Source organism: Streptomyces sp. NPDC006923 (genome assembly GCF_040635655.1).
GTDB lineage: Bacteria > Actinomycetota > Actinomycetes > Streptomycetales > Streptomycetaceae > Streptomyces.
Genome location: NZ_JBEYIF010000002.1, coordinates 495,562 through 516,177, shown reverse-complemented (window position 1 = coordinate 516,177; position 20,616 = coordinate 495,562). Strand labels below are relative to the sequence as shown.

The 20,616-nt window shown below is 71.4% G+C and carries 22 protein-coding genes; 6 read left to right on the top strand and 16 right to left on the bottom strand.

What is annotated here, in order from left to right; all coding sequences use genetic code 11:
• Positions 1 to 82: 82 nt before the first annotated feature.
• The 4 genes from mgt to ABZ707_RS05560 all read left to right on the top strand — a co-directional run bounded on the left by mgt (position 83) and on the right by ABZ707_RS05560 (position 3,397).
• Positions 83 to 1,282 (top strand): macrolide-inactivating glycosyltransferase, encoded by a 1,200-nt coding sequence (gene mgt, locus ABZ707_RS05575; protein ID WP_360168191.1) that lies wholly within the window; start codon positions 83 to 85, stop codon positions 1,280 to 1,282.
• A 100-nt stretch (positions 1,283 to 1,382) separates the two neighbouring features.
• Positions 1,383 to 1,931, top strand: a complete 549-nt coding sequence (locus tag ABZ707_RS05570) for a DUF1697 domain-containing protein (protein WP_360168188.1) — start codon at positions 1,383 to 1,385, stop codon at positions 1,929 to 1,931.
• On the top strand, positions 1,924 to 2,313 hold the full coding sequence (locus ABZ707_RS05565; protein WP_360168185.1) for a nuclear transport factor 2 family protein: 390 nt from the start codon (positions 1,924 to 1,926) through the stop codon (positions 2,311 to 2,313). The genes ABZ707_RS05570 and ABZ707_RS05565 overlap by 8 nt, the downstream gene beginning before the upstream one ends.
• An 88-nt stretch (positions 2,314 to 2,401) precedes the next feature.
• Complete coding sequence (locus tag ABZ707_RS05560) at positions 2,402 to 3,397, top strand: 2-dehydropantoate 2-reductase N-terminal domain-containing protein (protein WP_360168182.1); 996 nt, start codon at positions 2,402 to 2,404, stop codon at positions 3,395 to 3,397.
• 48 nt (positions 3,398 to 3,445) lie between these two features.
• On the opposite strand, the gene ABZ707_RS05555 is transcribed toward ABZ707_RS05560, so the two are convergent.
• From ABZ707_RS05555 to ABZ707_RS05490, 14 genes are all read right to left on the bottom strand, one after another.
• Complete coding sequence (locus tag ABZ707_RS05555; protein ID WP_360168179.1) at positions 3,446 to 4,210, bottom strand: sirohydrochlorin chelatase; 765 nt, start codon at positions 4,208 to 4,210, stop codon at positions 3,446 to 3,448.
• Between the two features lie 6 nt (positions 4,211 to 4,216).
• A complete protein-coding gene (locus ABZ707_RS05550) occupies positions 4,217 to 5,134 on the bottom strand; it encodes an ABC transporter permease (protein WP_360168176.1) in 918 nt (305 codons plus the stop codon).
• Complete coding sequence (locus ABZ707_RS05545) at positions 5,121 to 5,912, bottom strand: ABC transporter ATP-binding protein (protein ID WP_360168173.1); 792 nt, start codon at positions 5,910 to 5,912, stop codon at positions 5,121 to 5,123. Before ABZ707_RS05545 ends, ABZ707_RS05550 begins: the two co-directional genes overlap by 14 nt.
• 35 nt (positions 5,913 to 5,947) lie before the next feature.
• Positions 5,948 to 7,069 carry an aliphatic sulfonate ABC transporter substrate-binding protein gene (locus ABZ707_RS05540; RefSeq protein WP_360168170.1) on the bottom strand — a complete coding sequence of 374 codons (1,122 nt, stop codon included), beginning with the start codon at positions 7,067 to 7,069 and terminating at the stop codon, positions 5,948 to 5,950.
• A 233-nt stretch (positions 7,070 to 7,302) separates the two neighbouring features.
• Complete coding sequence (locus ABZ707_RS05535) at positions 7,303 to 8,682, bottom strand: GTP-binding protein (protein ID WP_360168167.1); 1,380 nt, start codon at positions 8,680 to 8,682, stop codon at positions 7,303 to 7,305.
• Positions 8,683 to 8,684: 2 nt separating this feature from the next.
• Entirely contained in the window at positions 8,685 to 9,623 is a 939-nt protein-coding gene (cysD, locus tag ABZ707_RS05530) for a sulfate adenylyltransferase subunit CysD (RefSeq protein ID WP_360168164.1), read from the bottom strand.
• Positions 9,620 to 10,201 carry an adenylyl-sulfate kinase gene (cysC, locus tag ABZ707_RS05525; RefSeq protein ID WP_360168161.1) on the bottom strand — a complete coding sequence of 194 codons (582 nt, stop codon included), beginning with the start codon at positions 10,199 to 10,201 and terminating at the stop codon, positions 9,620 to 9,622. The genes cysD and cysC overlap by 4 nt, the downstream gene beginning before the upstream one ends.
• On the bottom strand, positions 10,198 to 10,899 hold the full coding sequence (locus ABZ707_RS05520; RefSeq protein ID WP_360168158.1) for a phosphoadenylyl-sulfate reductase: 702 nt from the start codon (positions 10,897 to 10,899) through the stop codon (positions 10,198 to 10,200). Before ABZ707_RS05520 ends, cysC begins: the two co-directional genes overlap by 4 nt.
• A complete protein-coding gene (locus ABZ707_RS05515) occupies positions 10,896 to 11,072 on the bottom strand; it encodes a hypothetical protein (RefSeq protein ID WP_360168155.1) in 177 nt (58 codons plus the stop codon). The genes ABZ707_RS05520 and ABZ707_RS05515 overlap by 4 nt, the downstream gene beginning before the upstream one ends.
• Before the next feature lie 31 nt (positions 11,073 to 11,103).
• A complete protein-coding gene (locus ABZ707_RS05510; protein ID WP_360168152.1) occupies positions 11,104 to 12,801 on the bottom strand; it encodes a nitrite/sulfite reductase in 1,698 nt (565 codons plus the stop codon).
• A 119-nt stretch (positions 12,802 to 12,920) separates the two neighbouring features.
• Entirely contained in the window at positions 12,921 to 12,995 is a 75-nt protein-coding gene (locus tag ABZ707_RS05505; RefSeq protein ID WP_360168462.1) for a putative leader peptide, read from the bottom strand.
• An 89-nt stretch (positions 12,996 to 13,084) separates the two neighbouring features.
• Positions 13,085 to 13,651, bottom strand: coding sequence for a GNAT family N-acetyltransferase (locus ABZ707_RS05500; protein WP_360168149.1), 567 nt, complete (start codon positions 13,649 to 13,651; stop codon positions 13,085 to 13,087).
• 76 nt (positions 13,652 to 13,727) lie between these two features.
• The gene (locus ABZ707_RS05495; RefSeq protein WP_360168459.1) at positions 13,728 to 15,017 is read right to left on the bottom strand and encodes a GAF domain-containing protein; all 1,290 of its coding nucleotides are present in this window, start codon (positions 15,015 to 15,017) and stop codon (positions 13,728 to 13,730) included.
• A gap of 313 nt (positions 15,018 to 15,330) precedes the next feature.
• Positions 15,331 to 16,980, bottom strand: a complete 1,650-nt coding sequence (locus ABZ707_RS05490; protein WP_360168146.1) for an acyl-CoA dehydrogenase family protein — start codon at positions 16,978 to 16,980, stop codon at positions 15,331 to 15,333.
• 17 nt (positions 16,981 to 16,997) lie between these two features.
• Between ABZ707_RS05490 and ABZ707_RS05485 the strand changes: the two genes are divergently transcribed.
• A complete protein-coding gene (locus ABZ707_RS05485) occupies positions 16,998 to 18,212 on the top strand; it encodes a YihY/virulence factor BrkB family protein (RefSeq protein ID WP_360168143.1) in 1,215 nt (404 codons plus the stop codon).
• Positions 18,213 to 18,246: 34 nt separating this feature from the next.
• On the top strand, positions 18,247 to 18,987 hold the full coding sequence (locus tag ABZ707_RS05480) for a helix-turn-helix domain-containing protein (RefSeq protein ID WP_360168140.1): 741 nt from the start codon (positions 18,247 to 18,249) through the stop codon (positions 18,985 to 18,987).
• On the opposite strand, the gene ABZ707_RS05475 is transcribed toward ABZ707_RS05480, so the two are convergent.
• On the bottom strand, positions 18,927 to 19,319 hold the full coding sequence (locus ABZ707_RS05475; RefSeq protein ID WP_360168137.1) for a VOC family protein: 393 nt from the start codon (positions 19,317 to 19,319) through the stop codon (positions 18,927 to 18,929). The two genes, ABZ707_RS05480 and ABZ707_RS05475, sit on opposite strands and share 61 nt — an antisense overlap.
• Before the next feature lie 204 nt (positions 19,320 to 19,523).
• Positions 19,524 to 20,414 carry a S1 family peptidase gene (locus ABZ707_RS05470; RefSeq protein WP_360168134.1) on the bottom strand — a complete coding sequence of 297 codons (891 nt, stop codon included), beginning with the start codon at positions 20,412 to 20,414 and terminating at the stop codon, positions 19,524 to 19,526.
• Positions 20,415 to 20,616 lie beyond the last annotated feature (202 nt).

Genomic DNA, 20,616 nt, shown 5'->3' with positions numbered 1-20,616 from the left:
TCTGTGACAGCGCCGTCCCCCGGAGGGGCGCGGCACCGGAAGTCGATTGCACGAGACGTATCGTCTCGCATAGATTGAGTCCATGACCGCACCGAAGCGCGCCCATCTCGCCATGTTCTCGATCGCCGCCCACGGGCATGTGAATCCGAGCCTCGACATCGTCCGGGAGCTTGTCGCACGGGGCCACCGCGTCAGTTACGCGATCCCCGCGGCGTTCGCGGACAAGGTCGCCGAGACCGGCGCGGAGCCGGTGATCTACACCTCTGTCCTGCCGTCCGCCGACGCCGGTCCCGAAGCCTGGGGCACGGAGCTGATCGACCACATCGAACCGTTCCTCGCGGACGCGATCCAGGCCCTGCCGCAGCTCGCGGCGGCGTTCGAGGGCGACGAGCCCGACCTCGTGCTGTACGACATCACGTCCTATCCCGCGCGGATCCTCGCCCACCGCTGGGGCGTCCCGATCATCCAGTTCTCGCCGAACCTCGTGGCCTGGGAGGGATACGAGGAGGAGGTCGCTCAGCCGTTGTTCGAACCGCTGAAGCGGACTGCGCGCGGCAAGGTGTTCTACGACACCTTCGCCGAGTGGATCGCCGGGAACGGCATGACCCTCGACGTCGATCGCTTCATGGGCCGGCCCGACCGCTGTCTCGTCCTGATCCCCAGAGCGCTCCAGCCGAACGCCGACCGGGTGGACGAGTCCGTCTACACCTTCGTCGGCGCCTGCCAGGGCGACCGGAAGGAGGAGGAGTGGCGGCGGCCGTCCGGCGCGGAGAAGGTGCTGCTGGTGTCGCTGGGCTCGACCTTCACCAGACAGCCCGCGTTCTACCGGGCGTGCGTCGAGGCGTTCGGCGATCTGCCCGGCTGGTACGTCGTGCTCCAGATCGGCGCGCATGTCGACGTGGCGGAGCTGGGTGACGTACCGGCCCATATCGAGGTGCGCCGCTGGGTGCCGCAGCTCGCCGTCCTCCGTGAGGCGGATGTCTTCGTCACCCACGCGGGCGCCGGTGGCAGTCAGGAGGGGCTGGCGACGGCCACCCCGATGGTCGCCGTCCCGCAGGCCGTCGACCAGTTCGGCAACGCGGACCTGCTGGTCTCGCTGGGTGTGGCCCGCCGCCTCGACACCGAGAAGGCGACCCCCGAAGCGCTGCGTGAGGCGGTTCTCGCGCTGGCCTCCGATCCCGGCGTGGCCCACAGGCTCGCGGAGATCCAGCGCGACATGGCCGGGGAAGGCGGTACGCGGCGGGCGGCGGACCTGGTCGAGGCGGCGCTGCCGGGGAAGTGATCCAGCCGTACCGGCGGCAGTCGTGTTCTCCCTCGCGGAGCGGGGCGGGCCGCCTCGCTCGCGGGGGGCATCGCGGAGCCCCCCGACCTATCGTGAGCTCATGACCACGACATACGCCGTGCTGCTGCGCGGAATCAATGTGAGCGGCCATAAACGGATCCCGATGGGAGAGCTTCGCGCGCTGCTCTCGGAACAGGGCCACGGTGCTGTCCGTACCTATCTGCAGAGCGGCAACGCCGTCTTCACCAGTGAGTCGGACGACGAGAAGGCCCTCACCACCGCTCTCGAACGCGCCATCGAACAGCGCTTCGGATTCTCTGTGGAGTGCCTGGTGCGCGGGGGCGATTATCTGCGGGCCGTGGCCGAGGCGTGCCCGTTTCCCGCCGCCTCCCTGGAGGCCAGGCAGCTCCATGTCACGTACTTCTCCGCACCGGTGGATCCCGGCCGGCTCGCCCGGCTCGACCAGGCCGGCTATCTGCCCGAGGAGTTCAGACTCGGAGACCGGGCGCTGTATCTCTACGCACCGGACGGCCTCGGCCGGTCCAGGCTCGCCGGAGCGCTCGCCAGGCCCGCGCTGTTCAACGGCGTCACCGCCACCACCCGCAACTGGAACACGGTCACCAAGCTGGTGGAGCTGACCCATGGGTGACCGTACGCACCTGCTCTCCGCCGTCTCCGCCGCCATGGAGGCCGAGCTGCGCCTCCTCGACCCGGCGGTCCGCTCCGCCCCGGCCCTCATGGCGGAGCTGCTGCACCCCGGCTTCAGAGAGTTCGGCTCCTCGGGCCGCGAGTGGGACCGCGATTCGATTGTCGCCGCGCTCACCGCGAAGGGCGCTCCCGGGCCCCGGCCGATCACCACCTCCAAGATGAAGGGGGTCCAGCTCGCCCCGGACCTGGTGCATCTGACCTTCGACACCGACTCCAACGGCCGCCGCGCCCACCGCAGTTCGCTGTGGCGGCTGACCGAAAAGGGCTGGCTGCTCTACTTCCACCAGGGCACCCCCTTCACCTCGGAGGACGACGCGGGCTGAGCCCCGGCCCCGTCACCCCCGGCCGCACCGGGTGAAAAAGTCCGCCGGCCATTTCCGGACCGTAGCCGGATGTGCCAGGGTCGGAGCCATGCGCTACATCATCATCGGGGCGGGAGCCGTCGGCGGCAGCATCGGCGGCCGACTGGCAGAGGCGGGACAGGACGTGGTGCTTGTCGCGAGGGGCGCGCACTACGAGGCGCTGCGCGACCACGGTCTGCGGCTCGTCACGCCCGACGGCACCCAGGTGCACAAGATCCCCGTCGTGGACCGGCCCGAGGATCTTGAGCTGGCCCCCGACGACGTGCTGCTGCTCTCCGTGAAGACACAGGACAGCACGGCGGCGCTGGACGCCTGGGCCGGCCGCCCGGTCACCGGGGGCGGCACGGCAGGCGAACTGCTGCCGCTGGTCTGCGCGCAGAACGGCGTGGAGAGCGAACGGCTGGCGCTGCGGCGGTTCCGGCAGGTGTACGCCATGTGCGTATGGCTGCCCGCCACCTATGTCGACCCGGGCGAGATCATCGCCGGCGGCACGCCGTACACCGGCATGCTGCACATCGGCCGCTATCCGTCGGGCACCGACGAGACCGTCCGCCGGATCGCCGCGGGCCTGGAGCAGGGCAGGCTGCTGGCCCCGGTGCGGCCGGACGTGATGCGCTGGAAGTACGCCAAGCTGCTGGCCAACCTCGCCAACGCGATCGAGGCCCTGACCGGCCCGGTCAGCGGTGACGGCGGGCGGGAGATCCTCCGGCGCGCCCTGGCCGAGGGCCGGTCCGCGCTCACCGCCGCGGGCATCGCATTCGCGGGCCAGGAGGAGGCGGCGGAGGCCCGTGGCGACAAGGTCACCCTCGATCCCTCCGGCCGCGGCGGCGGCTCGTCCTGGCAGAGCCTCAGCCGGGGCACGGGCACGATCGAGACGGACTACCTCAATGGCGAGATCGCTCTGCTGGGCCGGCTCCACGAGGTGCCCACCCCGGTCAATGCCACCCTCCAGCGCCTCGCCGGTGTCTTCGCCCGCGAGCGCCGGCCCGCCGGTTCCATGACGGTGGCCGAGCTGACCGCGCTCGTCGACGGCCGGCGGGACTGAGCGGCGGCCCCGGCCCTCCGTCCGGACTTTCCGGGCCGGACGGTCCCGCTACGCGGGCCGGGCCAGGGACGTCAACCGCCGCACGGCCGCTGCCCGGTCGTAACGGCGCAGCAGCAGCCGGGCCAGCTCGGGCGCCGCGCCCAGTACGCCGGCCAGTACGTCGGCGCCGCCCTCCCGGGCCCCGGCCGCGATACGGTCCGGGAGGAAGCCGGGGGCGATGACATACGGGGCCACCGCGATCCGCCGCACCCCCTCCGCACGCAGCTCGCGCACCGCGTCCTCGGTGCGCGGCAGAGAAGCGGAGGCGAACGCGGGCCGCACGGCGCACCAGCCGGTGTGCCGCCACTCCCGCGCGATGTCAGCGATCACCGCGATCGCCTCCGGGTCCGAGGAGCCGGCCGAGGCCAGCACGACGCCGGTCGAGGGCCTGTCACCGGGCCTGAGCCCGGCCTCGTGCAGCCGCCGCTCCAGCGCGCCGGTCAGCAGCGGCGAGGGCCCCAGCACGTCAGCCTGCCGGATCCGCAGCAGCGGATGGCGGGCCGACGCCTCGTGCAGCACGGCCGGGATGTCGGTCTTGGCGTGGAAGGCCCGGCTGAGCAGCAGCGGCAGGGCCACCACGTCCCGGGCACCCTCCAGCGCCAGCCGGTCGAGGAGCTGCGGCACGGAGGGGGCGTTGAAGTCCAGGAAGCCGGTCTCGACCCGCAGCCCCGGCCGCAGCGACCGTACGCGCCCGCTGAGGGCGTGCACGGTCGCGGCATGCCGGGGGTCGCGGCTGCCATGGGCGATGACCAGCAGAACAGGAGGGTGGTGCACGGTGGATCAGCTCTTCACGAGGAGGCCGCGGTTGCGCAGGACCCACCGCTCCAGCGGACTGAAGATCAGCAGGTCGATGGCGATACCGACGATCAGGATCAGGAAGATGGCGAGGAACACCATGGGCATGCTGCCGACGGTGCGGCCGTTCTCCAGCAACTGGCCGAGCCCCACGCCGAGATCGGGCGAGGACGCGATGATCTCGGCGGCCATCAGCGAACGCCAGGAGAACGCCCAGCCCTGCTTCAGCCCGGCGAGATAGCCCGGCAGCGCCGCCGGCATCACGATGTGCCAGGTGCCCCTGAGCCCGGTGGCGCCCAGCGTGCGCCCGGCGCGCAGGAACAGCGGCGGCACCTGGTCGACGCCGGAGACCAGGCCGTTGGCGATCGAAGGGACCGCGCCGAGCAGGATGACGGCGTACATCATCGAGTCGTTCAGGCCCAGCCAGATCACGGCCGGCGGCACCCAGGCCACCGAGGGCAGCGACTGGAGTCCGGACAGGATCGGCCCCAGCGCGGCACGGACGAACGTCACCCGCGCCACCAGCAGCCCGAGCGGGGTGCCGATCACCAGCGCCAGCAGGAACCCCAGCAGTCCGCGCGAGACGCTGGTCCAGATGTAGCCGAGCAGGGTGCCCTGCGCCCAGGCGTCCGCCACCTCGTCCCACACGGCCGACGGCGACGGCAGCTTGTAGTCGTCGGTGACCTTCGCCCAGACGAGGATCTGCCACACCACCAGCACCAGGACGACGGCGACGACGGGCGGCAGGACCTTCTGGACCAGGGTCCTGGACAGCGGCGTACGCCCGGTCTGTACGGTCTCCAGCGCGTCGAGCCCGGCCTCCAGCCCGGCCAGATCCTGCTGCGGAACAGCCTCTCCCGGCGCCCGCGCGTCCTTCTGCGCCGTCGTGTCAGTGCTGGCCATGGCGGCGGATCTCCCCACGCAGTTCTTCGGTGATCTCGACGGACAGCTCGGCGACGGCGGTGTCCTCGATCCGGCGCGGCTGCGGGATGTCCACCCGCCACTCCCGGGCCACCCGGCCCGGCCGCGACGACAGCAGCACCACCCGCTCGGCGAGCCGTACGGCCTCCCGCACATTGTGCGTGACGAACAGGACCGAGAGGCTCGTGTCGCGCCAGATCCGGGTCAGCTCGTCGTGCAGCACATCCCGGGTGATGGCGTCGAGCGCCGCGAACGGCTCGTCCATCAGCAGCAGTTGGCTGTCCTGGGCCAGCGCGCGGGCCAGCGCCACACGCTGCCGCATACCGCCGGACAGCTCGTGCACCCGCTTGCCGTGCGCGTCCTGGAGCCGCACCAGCTCCAGCAGCCGCTCGGCCTCGCCCCGCCGCGCCTGCTTGGGAACGCCCCGCAGCCGCAGCGCCAGCTCGATGTTCTTGCCCGCGGTCAGCCACGGGAACAGGGCGTGCTCCTGGAACATCAGGGCCGGCCGGCCGCCGGGTGTCTCGATGGACCCGGCGGACGGCCGGTCGAGCCCGGCGACCAGATTGAGCAGAGTGGACTTGCCGCATCCCGAGGCGCCCAGGAGGGTGACGAACTCACCCGGTGCGACATCGAGCGTGATGTCGTCCAGCACGAGCTGCTGCCCCGCGGGCGTCGCGAAGGACTTCGAGACGCCCGCGATACGGGCGGCGTGATCCACCGCCGGGGTGCTGTCGGCGGGCTTGGCGAGTGTCGATGCCATGGTCGTCACCTCCTGGGAACGGCGCGGGCGCGGGCTTACTTGACGCCGAGACCGGCGTCGGCGACCTCGGGCCGGCCGGCGGCCCTGAGTACCTTGTTGAGGGGCCTCAGGTCGTAGATGCCCTTCAGGTCGGGCTTCTCCAGCAGACCCGCCTTGACCGCGTGGTCGGCCTCCGCCTGGAGCGTGGCGGCCAGCGGGTCGTTGATGATCTGGATCGACTGCCACGCCGGGTCGAGGATCTCGGGCGGCAGCGCCTTGCCGGAGAGCTTCTTCAGCGCCTCGTTCGCGGACGCCTTCGCCTGGTCCTCATTGGCGTTGATCCACTCGTTGGTCTTCACCGAACCGCGGAGGACGGCCTCGACCACGTCCGGGTGCTCACCGAGGAACTTCTGCGACACGATGATGTTCGTGATCACGAACTGCTTGTCCGGCCACAGGTCGGACTCGTTGAGCAGCTCCTTGGCGCCCTCGGAGACCAGCTTGGACGCCGTGGGCTCGGGCACCCAGGCGCCGTCGATGGAGCCGGACTTGTAGGCGTCCGGGGTGATCTTGTTGTCGGTGCGGACCACCGAGACATCGCCCTTGCCGGACTGGGCGTCGACCTTCCAGCCCTTCTCGGCGATCCAGTTGAGGAACGCCACGTCCTGGGTGTTGCCGAGCTGCGGGGTGGCGATCTTCTTGCCCTTGAGGTCGTCCAGGGTCTTGATCTTCGCCGGGTTGACCACGAGCTTCACGCCGCCGGACGCGGAGCCGCCGATGATGCGCAGGCTCTGGCCCTTGGTCTGGGTGTAGCCGTTGATCGCGGGGGAGGGGCCGATGAAGCCGATGTCGATGCTGCCCGCGTTGAGGGCCTCGATCTCGGAGGGGCCCGCGTTGAAGGTCGAGGGCGCCACCTTGGTGCCGCCCAGCTCCTTCTGGAACAGGCCCTCCTCGATGCCCACCAGGGCCGTCGCATGCGTGAGGTTCGGGAAGTAGCCGATCTTCACGGTGTCGGCCGACAGCGCCTTGCCCGCAGCGGCGGGAGCGGCCTTGTCGTCTTTCTGATCGGCCTGTTCTGCGTCCGAGCCGTAACCGCAGGAGGTGACGACGACGGCGAGAAGAGGCAGTGCGGCCACCGCGGCGAGGCGGCGGCGCGAGATGGTACGGGAGGCAGGCACGGGAGGTTTTCCCCTCGTTGGCCCGGTACTCGCGCCCCTCGGTTCACGGGGACGCGGCCGGGAAGTCGGCAGATCTTCGGCGGTACGGGTACGGCACGTGGGGGGTGCGGGCGCGCGAGCGGTGCGCGGACGTCATCGCGCACATCGCGCCACCCCGCCCGTTCCCGCGCCGAGGGCGCCGCTGCCGACGCGACCGCCTTCCTTCGCGAAGGTCGCGTAGACGTCCATGGCCATCAGAAGTCCCATCCCTCGTCCTCGGCCGCCGGCGCCGGGGCGGCCCCGGCGGCGAAGGACTCGCCGGCCATGCCGGCGGTCAGCGTGGTGCCGTCCGCGGGGTCGATGAGCAGGAACGACCCGGTGCGGCGGGAGTCCGCGTAGGCGTCGAGCGCGAGCGGCTCGGCCGTACGGATGGTGACCCGGCCGATGTCATTGGCGACCAGCTCGCCGGGGGCGGCGTGCTGGGACAGGCCGTTTCCGCCGTCGGGCGCCGTCAGCGTCAGCCGGGACGGGATGTCCTTCACGATCGCCTTGACCGTGCGGGTCGTGTGCTTCAGCAGCACCCGCTGGCCCACGGTCAGCGGCCGGTCGGCGACATGGCAGACGGTCGCCTCGACGTCCTGGGTGGTGGCGGGCGCGTGCGCGGTGGGAGCGATCAGATCGCCGCGTGAGATGTCGATGTCGTCGGCGAGCCGGAGGGTCACGGACTGCGGCGCCCACGCGACGTCCACGGTCGTCCCCGAACCGAGCCCGGTGCCGAGCGCGTCGATGGCCTCGATGGTGCTCGTACGCCCGGACGGCAGCACGGTCACCGCGTCGCCGACCCGCAGCACTCCGGAGGCGATCTGCCCGGCGTAACCGCGGTAGTCCGGGTGCGCGGCGTTCCCCGGGCGGATCACGTACTGGACGGGGAAACGCGCCGGGCGGCCGGCCGGTTCATCGGTGACGGGCACGGTTTCCAGATGCTCCAGCACGGTCGGGCCGCCGTACCAGTCCATGTGCGCGGACGGCTCCACGACATTGTCACCGGCCAGCGCGGAGATCGGGATCGCGGTGATCTCCGGCACCCCGAGGGAGGCCGCGTACGCCGTGAACTCCTCGGCGATGGCCGCGAACACCGGTTCCGCGTATCCGGCCAGATCCATCTTGTTGACGGCGAGGACCACGTGCGGGACACGCAGCAGGGCGGCGACCGCGGCATGCCGGCGGGTCTGCTCGACCACGCCGTTGCGCGCGTCGACGAGGACGACGGCCAGCTCGGCGGTCGACGCGCCGGTCACCATGTTCCGGGTGTACTGCACATGCCCGGGGGTGTCCGCGAGGATGAACCGCCGCCGGGGTGTGGCGAAGTAACGGTACGCCACATCGATCGTGATGCCCTGCTCGCGCTCGGCGCGCAGTCCGTCGGTGAGCAGTGCCAGGTCCGGCGCCTCCTGGCCGCGGTTGCGCGAGGCGTGCTCGACGGCCTCCAACTGGTCGGTCAGCACCGACTTGGAGTCGTGCAGCAGCCGGCCGACCAGGGTGGACTTCCCGTCGTCGACGGAGCCCGCGGTGGCGAAGCGCAGCAGCGTGGTCGCGGACAACTCCTCCGCGAACCGCTCGGTGGTGCTCGTCATGGCTAGAAGTACCCTTCGCGCTTGCGGTCTTCCATCGCGGCCTCGGACATCTTGTCGTCGGCGCGGGTCGCGCCGCGCTCGGTGAGCCGGGAGGCCGCGATCTCGGCGATGACCGCGTCGAGCGTGGTGGCGTCGGAGTCGACGGCGCCCGTGCACGACATGTCGCCGACCGTGCGGTAGCGCACCAGGCGCTTCTCGACGGTCTCGCTCTCCCCGGCACCGCCCCACGCGCCGGCGGTCAGCCACATGCCGGCCCGCAGGAAGACCTCACGCTCGTGCGCGAAGTAGATCCCGGGGAGGTCGATCCCCTCCCGGGCGATGTACTGCCAGACGTCCAGCTCGGTCCAGTTGGACAGCGGGAAGACCCGCACATGCTCTCCGGGGGCGTGCCGGCCGTTGTAGAGCTGCCACAGCTCCGGCCGCTGACGGCGCGGGTCCCACTGCGAGAACTCGTCGCGCAGGGAGAACACCCGCTCCTTGGCGCGCGCCTTCTCCTCGTCGCGCCGCCCGCCGCCGAAGACCGCGTCGAACCGCTCGGCCTGGATCTTCTCGGTGAGCGGCACGGTCTGCAGCGGATTGCGGGTGCCGTCGGGGCGTTCGCGCAGCTTTCCCGCGTCGATGTACTCCTGTACGGAGGCGACATGCAGCCGCAGCCCGTGCTCGGCGACGGTCCGGTCGCGGTACTCCAGCACCTCGGGGAAGTTGTGCCCGGTGTCCACGTGCAGCAGCGAGAACGGCACCGGCGCCGGCGCGAACGCCTTCAGCGCCAGATGCAGCATGACGATCGAGTCCTTGCCGCCGGAGAAGAGGATCACCGGCCGCTCGAACTCACCGGCCACCTCGCGGAAGATATGGACGGCCTCGGACTCCAGGGCGTCGAGGTGGCTGAGCGCGTACGGGGCGTCCGTGCCCTCGCCGACGGTGGCGACGGTCGTGGTCACACGAGACCCCTCTCGGTGAGCAGCGCGTACAGCGCGGCGGCGGACTCCTCGACGGACTGGGTGTGCGACTCGATCCGCAGGTCCGGTGAGTCCGGCGCCTCGTAGGGGTCGTCCACCCCGGTCAGCCCCGATATCTCGCCGGCCGCCTGCTTGGCGTACAGCCCCTTCACATCGCGGACGGAGCAGACCTCGACCGGCGTGGCCACATGCACCTCCAGATATCCGGTGCCCTCGCTCTGGTGGCGCTTGCGCACCGCCTCACGGCTGTCGGCGTACGGCGCGATCACCGGCACCAGCGCCTTCACGCCGTTCGACGCCAGCAGCTCGGCGACAAAGCCGACGCGCTGCACATTGGTGTACCGGTCCTCGCGGCCGAAGCCGAGGCCCGCGGAGAGGAACTCCCTGATCTCGTCGCCGTCGAGGACCTCCACCCGATGGCCCTCGGCGCGGAGCCGGCCGGCCAGCTCGTTGGCGATGGTGGTCTTGCCGGCGCTCGGCAGACCGGTGAGCCAGACTGTCGCGCCCTGCTCCGTCACGCTCAACCGCCGCTCCTCGCGCTCGCGCTGATGGCCCGTCATCCGTGCAGTCCGCACTCGGTCTTGGCGCGTCCGGCCCAGCGTCCGGCGCGCGCGTCCTCGCCCGCGAGGACCCTGCGGGTGCAGGGCGCGCAGCCCACGGAGGCGTAGCCGTCCGTCAGCAGCGGGTTGGTGAGGACGCCGTGCTCGGTGACATACGCGTCGACGTCGTCCTGCGTCCAGCGGGCGATGGGCGAGACCTTCACCTTGCGGCGCTTCTCGTCCCAGCCGACGACCGGTGTGTTCGCGCGGGTCGGTGATTCGTCGCGGCGCAGACCGGTGGCCCAGGCGTCGTATCCGATCAGGCCCTCTTCGAGGGGCTTGACCTTCCGCAGCGCGCAGCAGAGATCGGGGTCGCGGTCGTGCAGCCGGGGGCCGTACTCCGCGTCCTGCTCGGCGACGCTCTGGCGCGGGGTGAGCGTGATGAGCCGGACGTCCATCACGGCTTCCACCGCGTCACGGGTGCCGATGGTCTCGGGGAAGTGGTAGCCGGTGTCGAGGAAGACCACGTCGACGCCGGGCAGCACACGGGAGGCGAGATGGGCGACGACCGCGTCCTCCATCGAGGACGTGACACAGAAACGCCCGCCGAAGGTGTCCGTGGCCCACCTGAGGATCTCCGGGGCCGAGGCGTCCTCGAACTCCCGTCCGGCCCGCTCGGCGAGGTCCTTCAGATCGTCGGTCTCCGTCAGTGCCGTCATATCTCTTCCCCTCCGTCGCTCCGCTGGAGGCCACGCGACAGCAGCCCGAGGAACTTGAGCTGGAAGGCCCGGTTGCACGCGGCGCACTCCCAGGCGCCGTGGCCCTGCTCGCTGGGCCGCAGGTCCTCGTCACCGCAGTAGGGGCAGTAGAAGGGTGCGGCCCGCTCGCTCACGCCCGCTCCTTCCGCCGTGGTCCGCCGACGTTCACGACAGTGCCTCCTCCGACGCCCGCGCCGCCCAGGTGGCGAAGCGCTCGCCGTCCTCGCGCTCCTTCTGGAAGCGGCCGAGCACCCGCTCGACGTACTCGGGCAGCTCCTCGGAGGTGACCTTCAGCCCGCGGACCTTGCGGCCGAAGCCGGCCTCCAGACCCAGCGCGCCGCCCAGATGCACCTGGAAGCCCTCGACCTGGTCGCCGTGCTTGTCCAGGACGAGCTGGCCCTTGAGGCCGATGTCCGCCACCTGGATCCGGGCGCAGGCGTTGGGGCAGCCATTGACATTGATGGTGATCGGCTGGTCGAAGTCCGGGAGGCGGCGCTCCAGTTCCTCGATCAGCGTGGCGCCGCGCTGCTTGGTCTCGACGATCGCCAGCTTGCAGAACTCGATACCGGTGCACGCCATGGTGCCGCGCCGGAACGGAGAGGGCTTGACCCGCAGGTCCAGCGCTTCGAGGCCGGCGACCAGCGAGTCGACCCGGTCCTCCGCCACATCGAGGACGATCATCTTCTGCTCGACAGTGGTACGCAGCCGGTCGGAGCCGTGCGCCGCGACCAGCTCGGCGATCTTGGTCAGGGTCGCGCCGTCCACCCTGCCGACACGCGGCGCGAACCCGACGTAGAAGCGCCCGTCCCGCTGGCGGTGCACACCGACGTGGTCGCGCCACTGCTGTACGGGCTGGGCCGGCGCGGGGCCGTCGATCAGCTCGCGCTTGAGGTACTCGTCCTGGAGGATCTGGCGGAACTTCTCCGTCCCCCAGTCGGCGACCAGGAACTTCAGCCGGGCGCGGGTGCGCAGCCTGCGGTAGCCGTAGTCACGGAAGATCCCGATGACTCCGGCCCATACGTCCGGCACCTCGTCGAGCGGGACCCAGGCGCCGAGCCGCTGCCCGATCTTCGGGTTGGTCGACAGGCCGCCGCCGACCCACAGGTCGAAGCCGGGCCCGTGCTCGGGGTGGTCCACGCCGACGAACGCGATGTCGTTGATCTCGTGCGCCACGTCCAGCAGCGGTGATCCGGAGATCGCCGTCTTGAACTTGCGCGGGAGGTTGGAGAACTCCTTGGTCCCGATGAAGCGGGCGTTGATCTCGTCGATGGCCCAGGTGCCGTCGATGATCTCGTCCTCGGCGACCCCGGCGACCGGCGAACCGAGGATCACCCGCGGTGTGTCACCGCAGGCCTCGGTGGTCGACAGGCCGACGCCCTCCAGGCGCCGCCAGATCTCCGGCACGTCCTCGATCCGGATCCAGTGGAGCTGGATGTTCTGCCGGTCGGTGATGTCCGCCGTCCCGCGCGCGAACTCCTGCGAGATCCCGCCGATGGTCCTGAGCTGCTCCGTGGTCAGCCTGCCGCCGTCGATGCGGACCCGCAGCATGAAGTACTTGTCGTCCAGCTCCTCCGGCTCCAGGATCGCGGTCTTGCCGCCGTCGATCCCGGGCCTGCGCTGTGTGTACAGCCCCCACCAGCGCATACGGCCGCGCAGATCATTGGGGTCGATCGAGTCGAACCCGGCCTTGGAGTAGATGGTCTCAATGCGCGTCCGCACATTGAGACCGTCGTCGTCCTTCTTGAACTGCTCATTGCCGTTGAGCGGAGTGAAGTGACCCACGGCCCACTGGCCCTCGCCGCGGTGACGGCTCACCTTGCGGCGTGGCGTGGCGGTGGACGGCTTTTCCGGGGTGGCGGCCATGGCGGGTACGTCCTTCGAGACTGCGGGAGGGCGGCTCTGAGCCGCACACTCGCGCGGCGGGCGCGCCGATGCGCGCCGGTGGAGCTGGGGAAACGGGGATGCTGCTGTGCTGGAAGCTCTCAGCTCGCCCGACAGATGGCGCTGGACATGCGGCCGAGATCGACGTGCCGCCGACTCACCAAGGCGATTCCCATGCGATCCATGACGGAAGCGTGTCACGGGGGTCTTCGGAGAGTCCACCACTATCCATTATCCGGACTGGAGTGTCCCACTCCACGAGACGTCAACGCTGGGCGCCGGGCCACGGACCGGGCGCGGGCACCTCGGGTTCCTCGGCGGTCCCGGTGTGGAAGAGCGTGAAGCCGCGCCGCAGATAGTTGTCCATGGCGTACGGGCCGTCCTTGGAGCAGGTGTGCAGCCAGACCCGCTTGGTCGGCGCCACGCCGGGCCACCGCTCGGCGAGATCCCAGGCCCGCGCAGTGCCGTACGACAGGAGATGGCCGCCGATGCGGCGGCCGCGGAAGGCGGGGATCAGCCCGAAGTACACGATCTCGACCACGGAGTCGTCCTGCGCCTCCAGCTCCAGATAGCCGGCCGGCGTGCCCCGCTCGTACGCGACCCAGGTCTCGGTGCCCGGCCGGGAGAGGGACTCCTGCCACTGCGCGTAGGTCAGGGCGAGCCGGTCGGTCCAGCGGACGTCCCCGCCGACGGCCGTATACAGGAAGCGGCTGAACTCAGGGGAGGGCACCTCCGCCCGCACGATGCCGATGCCGCCGGGCGGCTCCGCCGCGGGCCGCAGATCGGCGGGCGAGGTCTGTTCCAGGGACCAGGTCGTCACAGTGATGCTCATGCGCGCCAGAAAACCACGCGTCCGGGCCCGGCAGGGTGGCGCCCCTGGTCACCGGGGCGCGGCCGGCCCCCGCCCGTCAGGGCCCCGGCGGCCGGCGCGCGCTCAGTACGGCGGGCGCCGTCGAGTGCGGCAGCAGATCCGCCGGGTCGTCCGGGCCGACCACCTCGACGTCGACCTCCTCGCTGAACCGGTACGGACGGTGCGCCAGCACACCCGACAGATGACGCCGGACCCGCGACATCTCCGCCCGTACGGTCACCGTGCGGGCGGAGTCGCCGAAGACGTCGCCGGCCAGCTCCGCCGCGCTCCGGCCCTCCCGGTGCACGGCCAGGACGTACAGCAGTTCGGCGTGGCGCGGGGTCAGCCTCTGCGTCCAGCTTCCCGCCGAGCCGGACACGGCGACCGACCAGCGTCTGGGCCGGCTCAGGTCCAGCACGACCCGGCTGGGCGTCTGGGCCACCGGCCGTTCCCCGTCCACCTGGACCAGCCAGCCGCCGGGCAGCGGCTCGACCGCGCACATGCCCAGCGACGGCAGCCAGACCCGGCCCGCCCGGAACGACTTCGGCAGCGACAGCCGGTCCACCGGCGGCATCCCGGTGACCGCCGCCGTCCAGCCGTACGGGTCGACCACCAGCGCCCGGCCGCCGAGACGGTACAGGACCGGCGCCGCCACCGAGCGGAGCCGCTCGACGGCCCGCCGGTGCCGCTCACGCGTCTCGCTCTCGGCGAGCCGGGCGATCGAACTGACCAGGGCCACGGTGGTCGGATGGAAACCGGCGGCGGGGCCGCTCACATTGACAACACCCAGCAGGCGCCCGTCCCTGGGATCGCGCACCGGGGCCGCGGCGCAGGTCCAGGCGTGCAGCGCGTGCACGAAGTGCTCCGCCCCGTGGACCTGCACCGGACCGCCCACGGCCAGCGCCGTACCGATGGCGTTGGTCCCCGTGGCGTCCTCGGACCAGGCGGCGCCCTCTTCGAGACAGACACCGTTGGCCTGGCGCAGCACGCTGAGGGAGCCCTCCCGCCAGAGCACCCGCCCCTCGTCGTCGGTGACCACCATGATCTGCTGCGAGGCGTCGGCGGTCTCGCCGAGCGACTCGCTGAGCGTGCGCATCGCCCCGCCCAGCGGCGAGGTGCGCCTGCGGTGCTCCAGCTCCTCGCGCTCCAGCGGCACGCCTCCGGCGGACTGGTCGGGATCGAGTCCCAGCCGGAGCATCCGCCGCCAGGACGCGTCGATCACCGGCCGGGGAGCGACCGGTGGCCGCTCGCCGGCGAGAGCGGCCTCGCGCACCTGATGGAGCAGCCGGGCGGCCTGAGTGCCGTCCAGGGCCATGAGTCGTGCCAGGTCGAGCGGTACGTCCCTCATCGCGGTCCCCCTGCCGTCAGTGGTGCCGTATCGGTTCTGCACTCTCTTTCCTCGTTCGCGCGCCGCCCGTTCACCGGTCGCGCCACTCCGGTAACCGTACGGAGCCGCGGCTCGGATGTCCGCTGCAACGGCTTGCAACTCTGGCAAACCGCAGGCAGGTGCATAAAAGTGACTGCAAGCCAGAGGTGGTGCCGTGTCGGCGCAGCACCACCTCTGGCTTTTCGCGGTCCCGCGCGCCGCACGACCCCATCCGCCGCGACCGCAACCGCCACGGCCCCATCCGTCACGGCCACAGCTCTTGCCCGTACGGCTCCTACGGCGCGACGGGCCGCGCCCGGTCCACGATCGACGCCAGCCCCAGGCTGTGCGGCAGTGTGCCGAAGGCCGTGCCCCAGTCCCCGCCGAGCCGTGAGGCGCAGAACGCGTCCGCCACCTCCGGCGGTGCCCAGCGCACCAGCAGCGAGCCCTGGAGCACCAGGGCCATCCGCTCCACCAGCCGGCGGCCCCGGGCCTCGATCCCGCTCAGATCGGCCAGCTCGGTCAGCAGATCCTTGATCGCGGCGTCCAGCCGGTGGTCGGCGCCGCGCGCCCTGCCGACCTCCTGGAGGAAGGCGTTCAGCGCCTCGGGCTCACGCTGGAGGGCCCGCAGCACATCGAGCGCCTGGACGTTTCCCGAGCCCTCCCAGATCGAATTGAGCGGCGACTCGCGCAGCAGCCGCGGCATCCCGGATTCCTCCACATAGCCGTTGCCGCCCAGGCATTCCAGCGCCTCCGCCGCCACCGGCACACACCGTTTGGTCACCCAGTACTTGGCGGCCGGGACCGCGAGCCGCAGAAAGGCCCGCTCCTCGTCCGCGCCGCCGTTCTGGACCGCGTCGTACGCCGACGCCAGCCGCAGCGCCAGCGTGGTCGCCGCCTCCGACTCCAGCGCCAGATCGGCCAGTACGTTCCGCATCAGCGGCTTGTCGATCAGCATGCCGCCGAACGCGCCGCGATACGTGGTGTGATGCACCGCCTGCGCCACGGACTGCCGCATCAGCGCGGCCGATCCGGCCACGCAGTCGAGCCGGGTCGCCGCCACCATCTCGATGATGGTGCGCACGCCCCGGCCCTCCTCGCCCACCCGGCGGGCCCAGGTGGAGTCGAACTCGACCTCACTGGACGCGTTGGAACGGTTGCCCAGCTTGTCCTTGAGACGCTGGAGGCGGAACACATTGCGCGTCCCGTCCGCCAGCACCCGGGGCACCAGGAAGCAGGTGAGTCCGCCGGGCGCCTGCGCCAGCACCAGGAAGCCGTCACACATGGGCGCGGAACAGAACCATTTGTGACCGGTGAGCAGATACTCGCCCTCCGCGTCCAGTGGTGTGGCGCTCGTCGTGTTGGCGCGCACGTCGCTGCCGCCCTGCTTCTCGGTCATCCCCATCCCGAAGAGCGCGCCGGCCTTCTCCGCGGCCGGCCGCAGCCCTGGTTCGTACCGGTGGGAGGTCAGCCTCGGCTCCCACTCGGCCGCGAGCGCCGGATCCACCCGCAGCGCGGGCACGGCGGCGTGCGTCATCGAGACGGGACAGCCGTTTCCGGCCTCCGCCTGCGTCCAGACCAGGAATCCGGCGGCGCGGCGGAGATGCCCGCCCGGCCTGCCCCAGGCGTCGGTCAGTCCCGCGGAGACCGCCTGCCCGAGGAGTTGGTGCCAGGCGGGATGGAAGTCGACCTCGTCGATCCGGTTTCCGTAGCGGTCGTGGGTGCGCAGAACCGGAGGGTTCTCATTGGCCAGCACACCCCACTCCTGGGCCTCGGCGGAACCGGCGGTGCGGCCGAGCGCCGTCAGCTCCGCGCGGGTCTCGTCGAGAAGGCCGGGCGCGCTGTGCCGTTCCACGCCCTCCGTGAGGACCCGGTCGGCGTTGAAGACGTCGTATCCCACCAGGGGCGGGGCCTGGTTGGTCACTGTGTGGGTGGTGGCTGCCATGCCGATACGGTAAGGACGTGCAGCCAGCAAATGAAACACCCGAGCGGCCAGCGGGTCGACTCCACCGGGCCCGAGTCCTCTACCGCAACGTCTCCAAGCGGAAGATGGTCTGGCTGCTTCTGAAGGACACGGTCAACTCGTGCATCGAGTACCGCATCCTGGGCCTGGCGGCCGAGGCGGCGTTCTTCACCCTGCTCTCGCTGCCGCCGCTGCTGCTCGGCCTGATCGGGCTGCTCGGCTATATGGACGACTGGACCAGCACCACCACGGTCGCGTCGATCGAGAAGAACATCCTCGCGGCGGCCGGCACGGTGCTCTCCGACCGGGGCGTGAACGAGATCGCCAGACCTCTGCTCGCGGACATCACCCAGGGCGGACGCCCCGATGTGATCTCCCTGGGCTTCGCGATCGCGCTCTGGTCGGGCTCCCGGGCGGTCAATGTCTTCGTCGACACCATCACCGTGATGTACGGACTCGACGGCCGGCGCGGCATCGTCGCGACCCGGCTTCTCGCCTTCCTCCTCTATATCGTCGCGCTGCTGATCGGCGCGGTGGTGCTGCCGCTCGCGGTGGTCGGGCCCGACCGGGTCGTGGACCTCATCCCGTGGGGCACGGAGGTCGTCGCCGTCCTCTACTGGCCGGTGGTGATCCTGCTGTCCGTCGCCTTCCTCACCACGCTCTACCACGTGTCCGTACCGGCCCGTTCCCGCCGCTGGATAGAGGACGTGCCGGGAGCGCTGGTCGCCCTCGGCATGTGGGTGCTGGGCAGCTTCCTGCTGCGGATCTATCTGACCAGCACGGTCGAGGGCCCCACCATCTACGGCTCGCTCGCCGCGCCCATCGCGGTGCTGCTCTGGATCGGCATCTCCGCGTTCGCGGTGCTGGTCGGCGCGGCCGTCAACGCGGCCATCGACCGGGTCTGGCCGTCGGTCGCCACGGCCGCGGCGCGTGCCGCCAACGAACGGCTGCGGGCGGCCCAGGCGGCGGTGCTGGTGGCGCGCGCGGCGGCCTCCTCCGCGGACAGCCGGGACGACGACACGGCCGAACCCGACATGCCGTCGGAGTTCCCCGAGCGGTGGTCCAGATTCCTGCCGCTGGACGATCTGAAGTCGCGCGTTCTGAGGTCCCGCCTCACAGGCCGCGTCAAGCGCCACCAGGACCGGAAGAGCGAGAAGGACGGCAGGGACCAGAAGGGCGACAGGGGAGACCCGGGCCGCGGCGGCCCGGAGTGACGGCGGAAGCGGACAGACCCTAGCCTCTTGTCCCATGTACCAGGAACGGGCGTCGCGACTGGACGGCGCGGTCGTCTGGACGCGGACCGTGACGGCCGGCCGGGGATCCGCGCCGTATCCGGTGCTGCCGGACGGCTGTATGGACCTGCTGTGGATCGGCGGCAGGCTTCTGGTCGCGGGGCCCGACACCCACGCGTACGCACCTGAGGGCATCAACGGGCTGTACTGCGCCGGAGTGCGCTTCGCGCCCGGCACCGCGCCCACGTTCCTCGGCGTACCGGCGCACGAGCTGCGCGACCGGCGGGTGGAACTGGCCGATCTCTGGTCACCGGCCGAGGTGCGCCGGCTCACCGGGCGACTGGCGTCAGCCGAGGACCCCGCGCGGGCGCTGGAGGCCGTGGCGCTGCGCACGGCCGCCGAGACCGGCCCGCCCGACTCCCTGCCGGGAGCCGTCGTCGACGGTCTGAACGCGGGCCGTACGGTCGCCGCGACCGCCGACGCGGTGGGCCTCGGTGCCCGGCAGCTCCACCGCCGCTCCCTGGACGCCTTCGGCTACGGGCCCAAGACGCTGGCCCGGGTGCTGCGGCTCCAGCGCGCGCTGGCGCTCGTACGGGCGGGAAAGCCGTACGCGGAGGCGGCGCTCGCCGCGGGCTGTGCCGATCAGGCGCATCTCGCCCGCGAGACCCGTGCGCTGGCCGGGCTCACGCTCGGCGCCTACGTGGCGCTGGCGAACAGCGAGACCTCGATGCCGTCCGGGTCCAGGACCACGGCGTAACGCTGTCCCCAGACCGCGTCCCAGGGCTTCAGATGCCCCCGGTACCCGGCCGCGACCAGGGAGTCGTAGGTGGCGTCCACCTCGGCCGCGCTGTCACAGAGAAAGGCCAGGCCGACGCGCTCGCCGCCGTCGGGCCGGGTCCAGCCGGGGTGGTAGGAGCGGACGGTCTCCTCGGTGTCCCAGAGGATCCGCGTTCCGCCGGGCAGGAGCGCCTCCGCATGAGGCGCGGAGTCCGCGTCGGCCGGCAGGTCGAGGCCGAGCCGGCGGTAGAAGGACAGCGAGGCCGCCATGTCGGAGACGACCAGGCCGATCGCGTCGAGTCGTGGAGTCATGGGCCCACCGTAGAAGTGACGGCCCGCGCGGGTCTTGAACGAATCGGACGTCATGGTGCCGCGCGGGGTACCGGGCGCCGCGCGAGGGGGGAACGGACACGGCGGGCCGCGCGTGTGCGCGGCCCGTCGGTCGTCCGAGGAGGATCATGCGGTGAAACCGGTACCGCCGGTGGAGCGGGAGAGCCCCGCCCGTCGCGGCATGCCCTAGAAGACGCTGACGCCGTAGGCGTTCAGGGCCTCCACGACCGGCTGGAAGAACGTGGTGCCGCCGGAGGAGCAGTTGCCGCTGCCGCCCGAGGTCAGGCCCAGCGCCGTGCTGCCGGCGAAGAGCGAGCCGCCGCTGTCGCCGGGCTCGGCGCAGACGTTGGTCTGGATGAGGCCGGAGACGATGTCACCGCCACCGTAGTTGACGGTCGCGTTGAGGCCGGAGACCGTACCGGTGTGCACGCCCGTGGTGGAGCCGCTGCGCGTCACGCGCTGGCCGACCGACGGGTTGGCGGCGCTGGTGATGTCCTGGTACGAGCCGTTGTACAGGTAGACCCGGCCGTCCGCGTTGGCGGAGTTCGAGTGGCGGATGATGCCGTAGTCGTTGGTCGGGAAGCTCGTGCCGGCACGGGTGCCGATGCTCCAGGAGCTGCTGATGTTGGTGCAGTGTCCGGCGGTCAGCGCGTAGTACGTCGAGCCGCTGCGGACGTTGAAGCCGAGGGAGCAGCGGCTGCCGCCGGTGGTGATGGCCTCGCCGCCGGCGATGAGCTTGTTGAACTTGCCGGGGGTGTGCTTGATCGTGAGGCCCGCGGTGTCACCCACGGAGTTCTTGATCTCGGCAATCTCGGCGTCCGAGACGGTGCTGTCGACGGTGACGACGACCTTGCCGGAGGCCGTGTCCGTGTACCAGGCCGTACCGGCGACGTCGGCACCGCGGACGGCGGAGCCGGCCTCGGCGAGCTGGGCCGCGGTGGCCTTGGGGGCCGGAGCCGGGGCCGCGATGGCAGACGGGGCCGCAAGCGCGGCGACGGTCACCAGACCGGATGCGACGGCGAGGAGCCGTACACGTCTGGACACCGCGCCGAGGGGGGAAAAGCGCTTGATGGTCACAACATCCTCCATAAGTGGGGGAAAAGCGGGGCCCGTTGGGTAGCGGGCCGCTGCGCGCGGTCGTCCACGGCCATTCGGTTTTGGCCGTGAACCTGTCAACCGCACGACCGAATCGTTGACGGCGTTCGACTTCCGGGCAAGGCCCACTTCTGGACCGGTGTCGGGGCCCGGCTGTCGGGGCCCGAAGTCCGTTGCCGCGCCG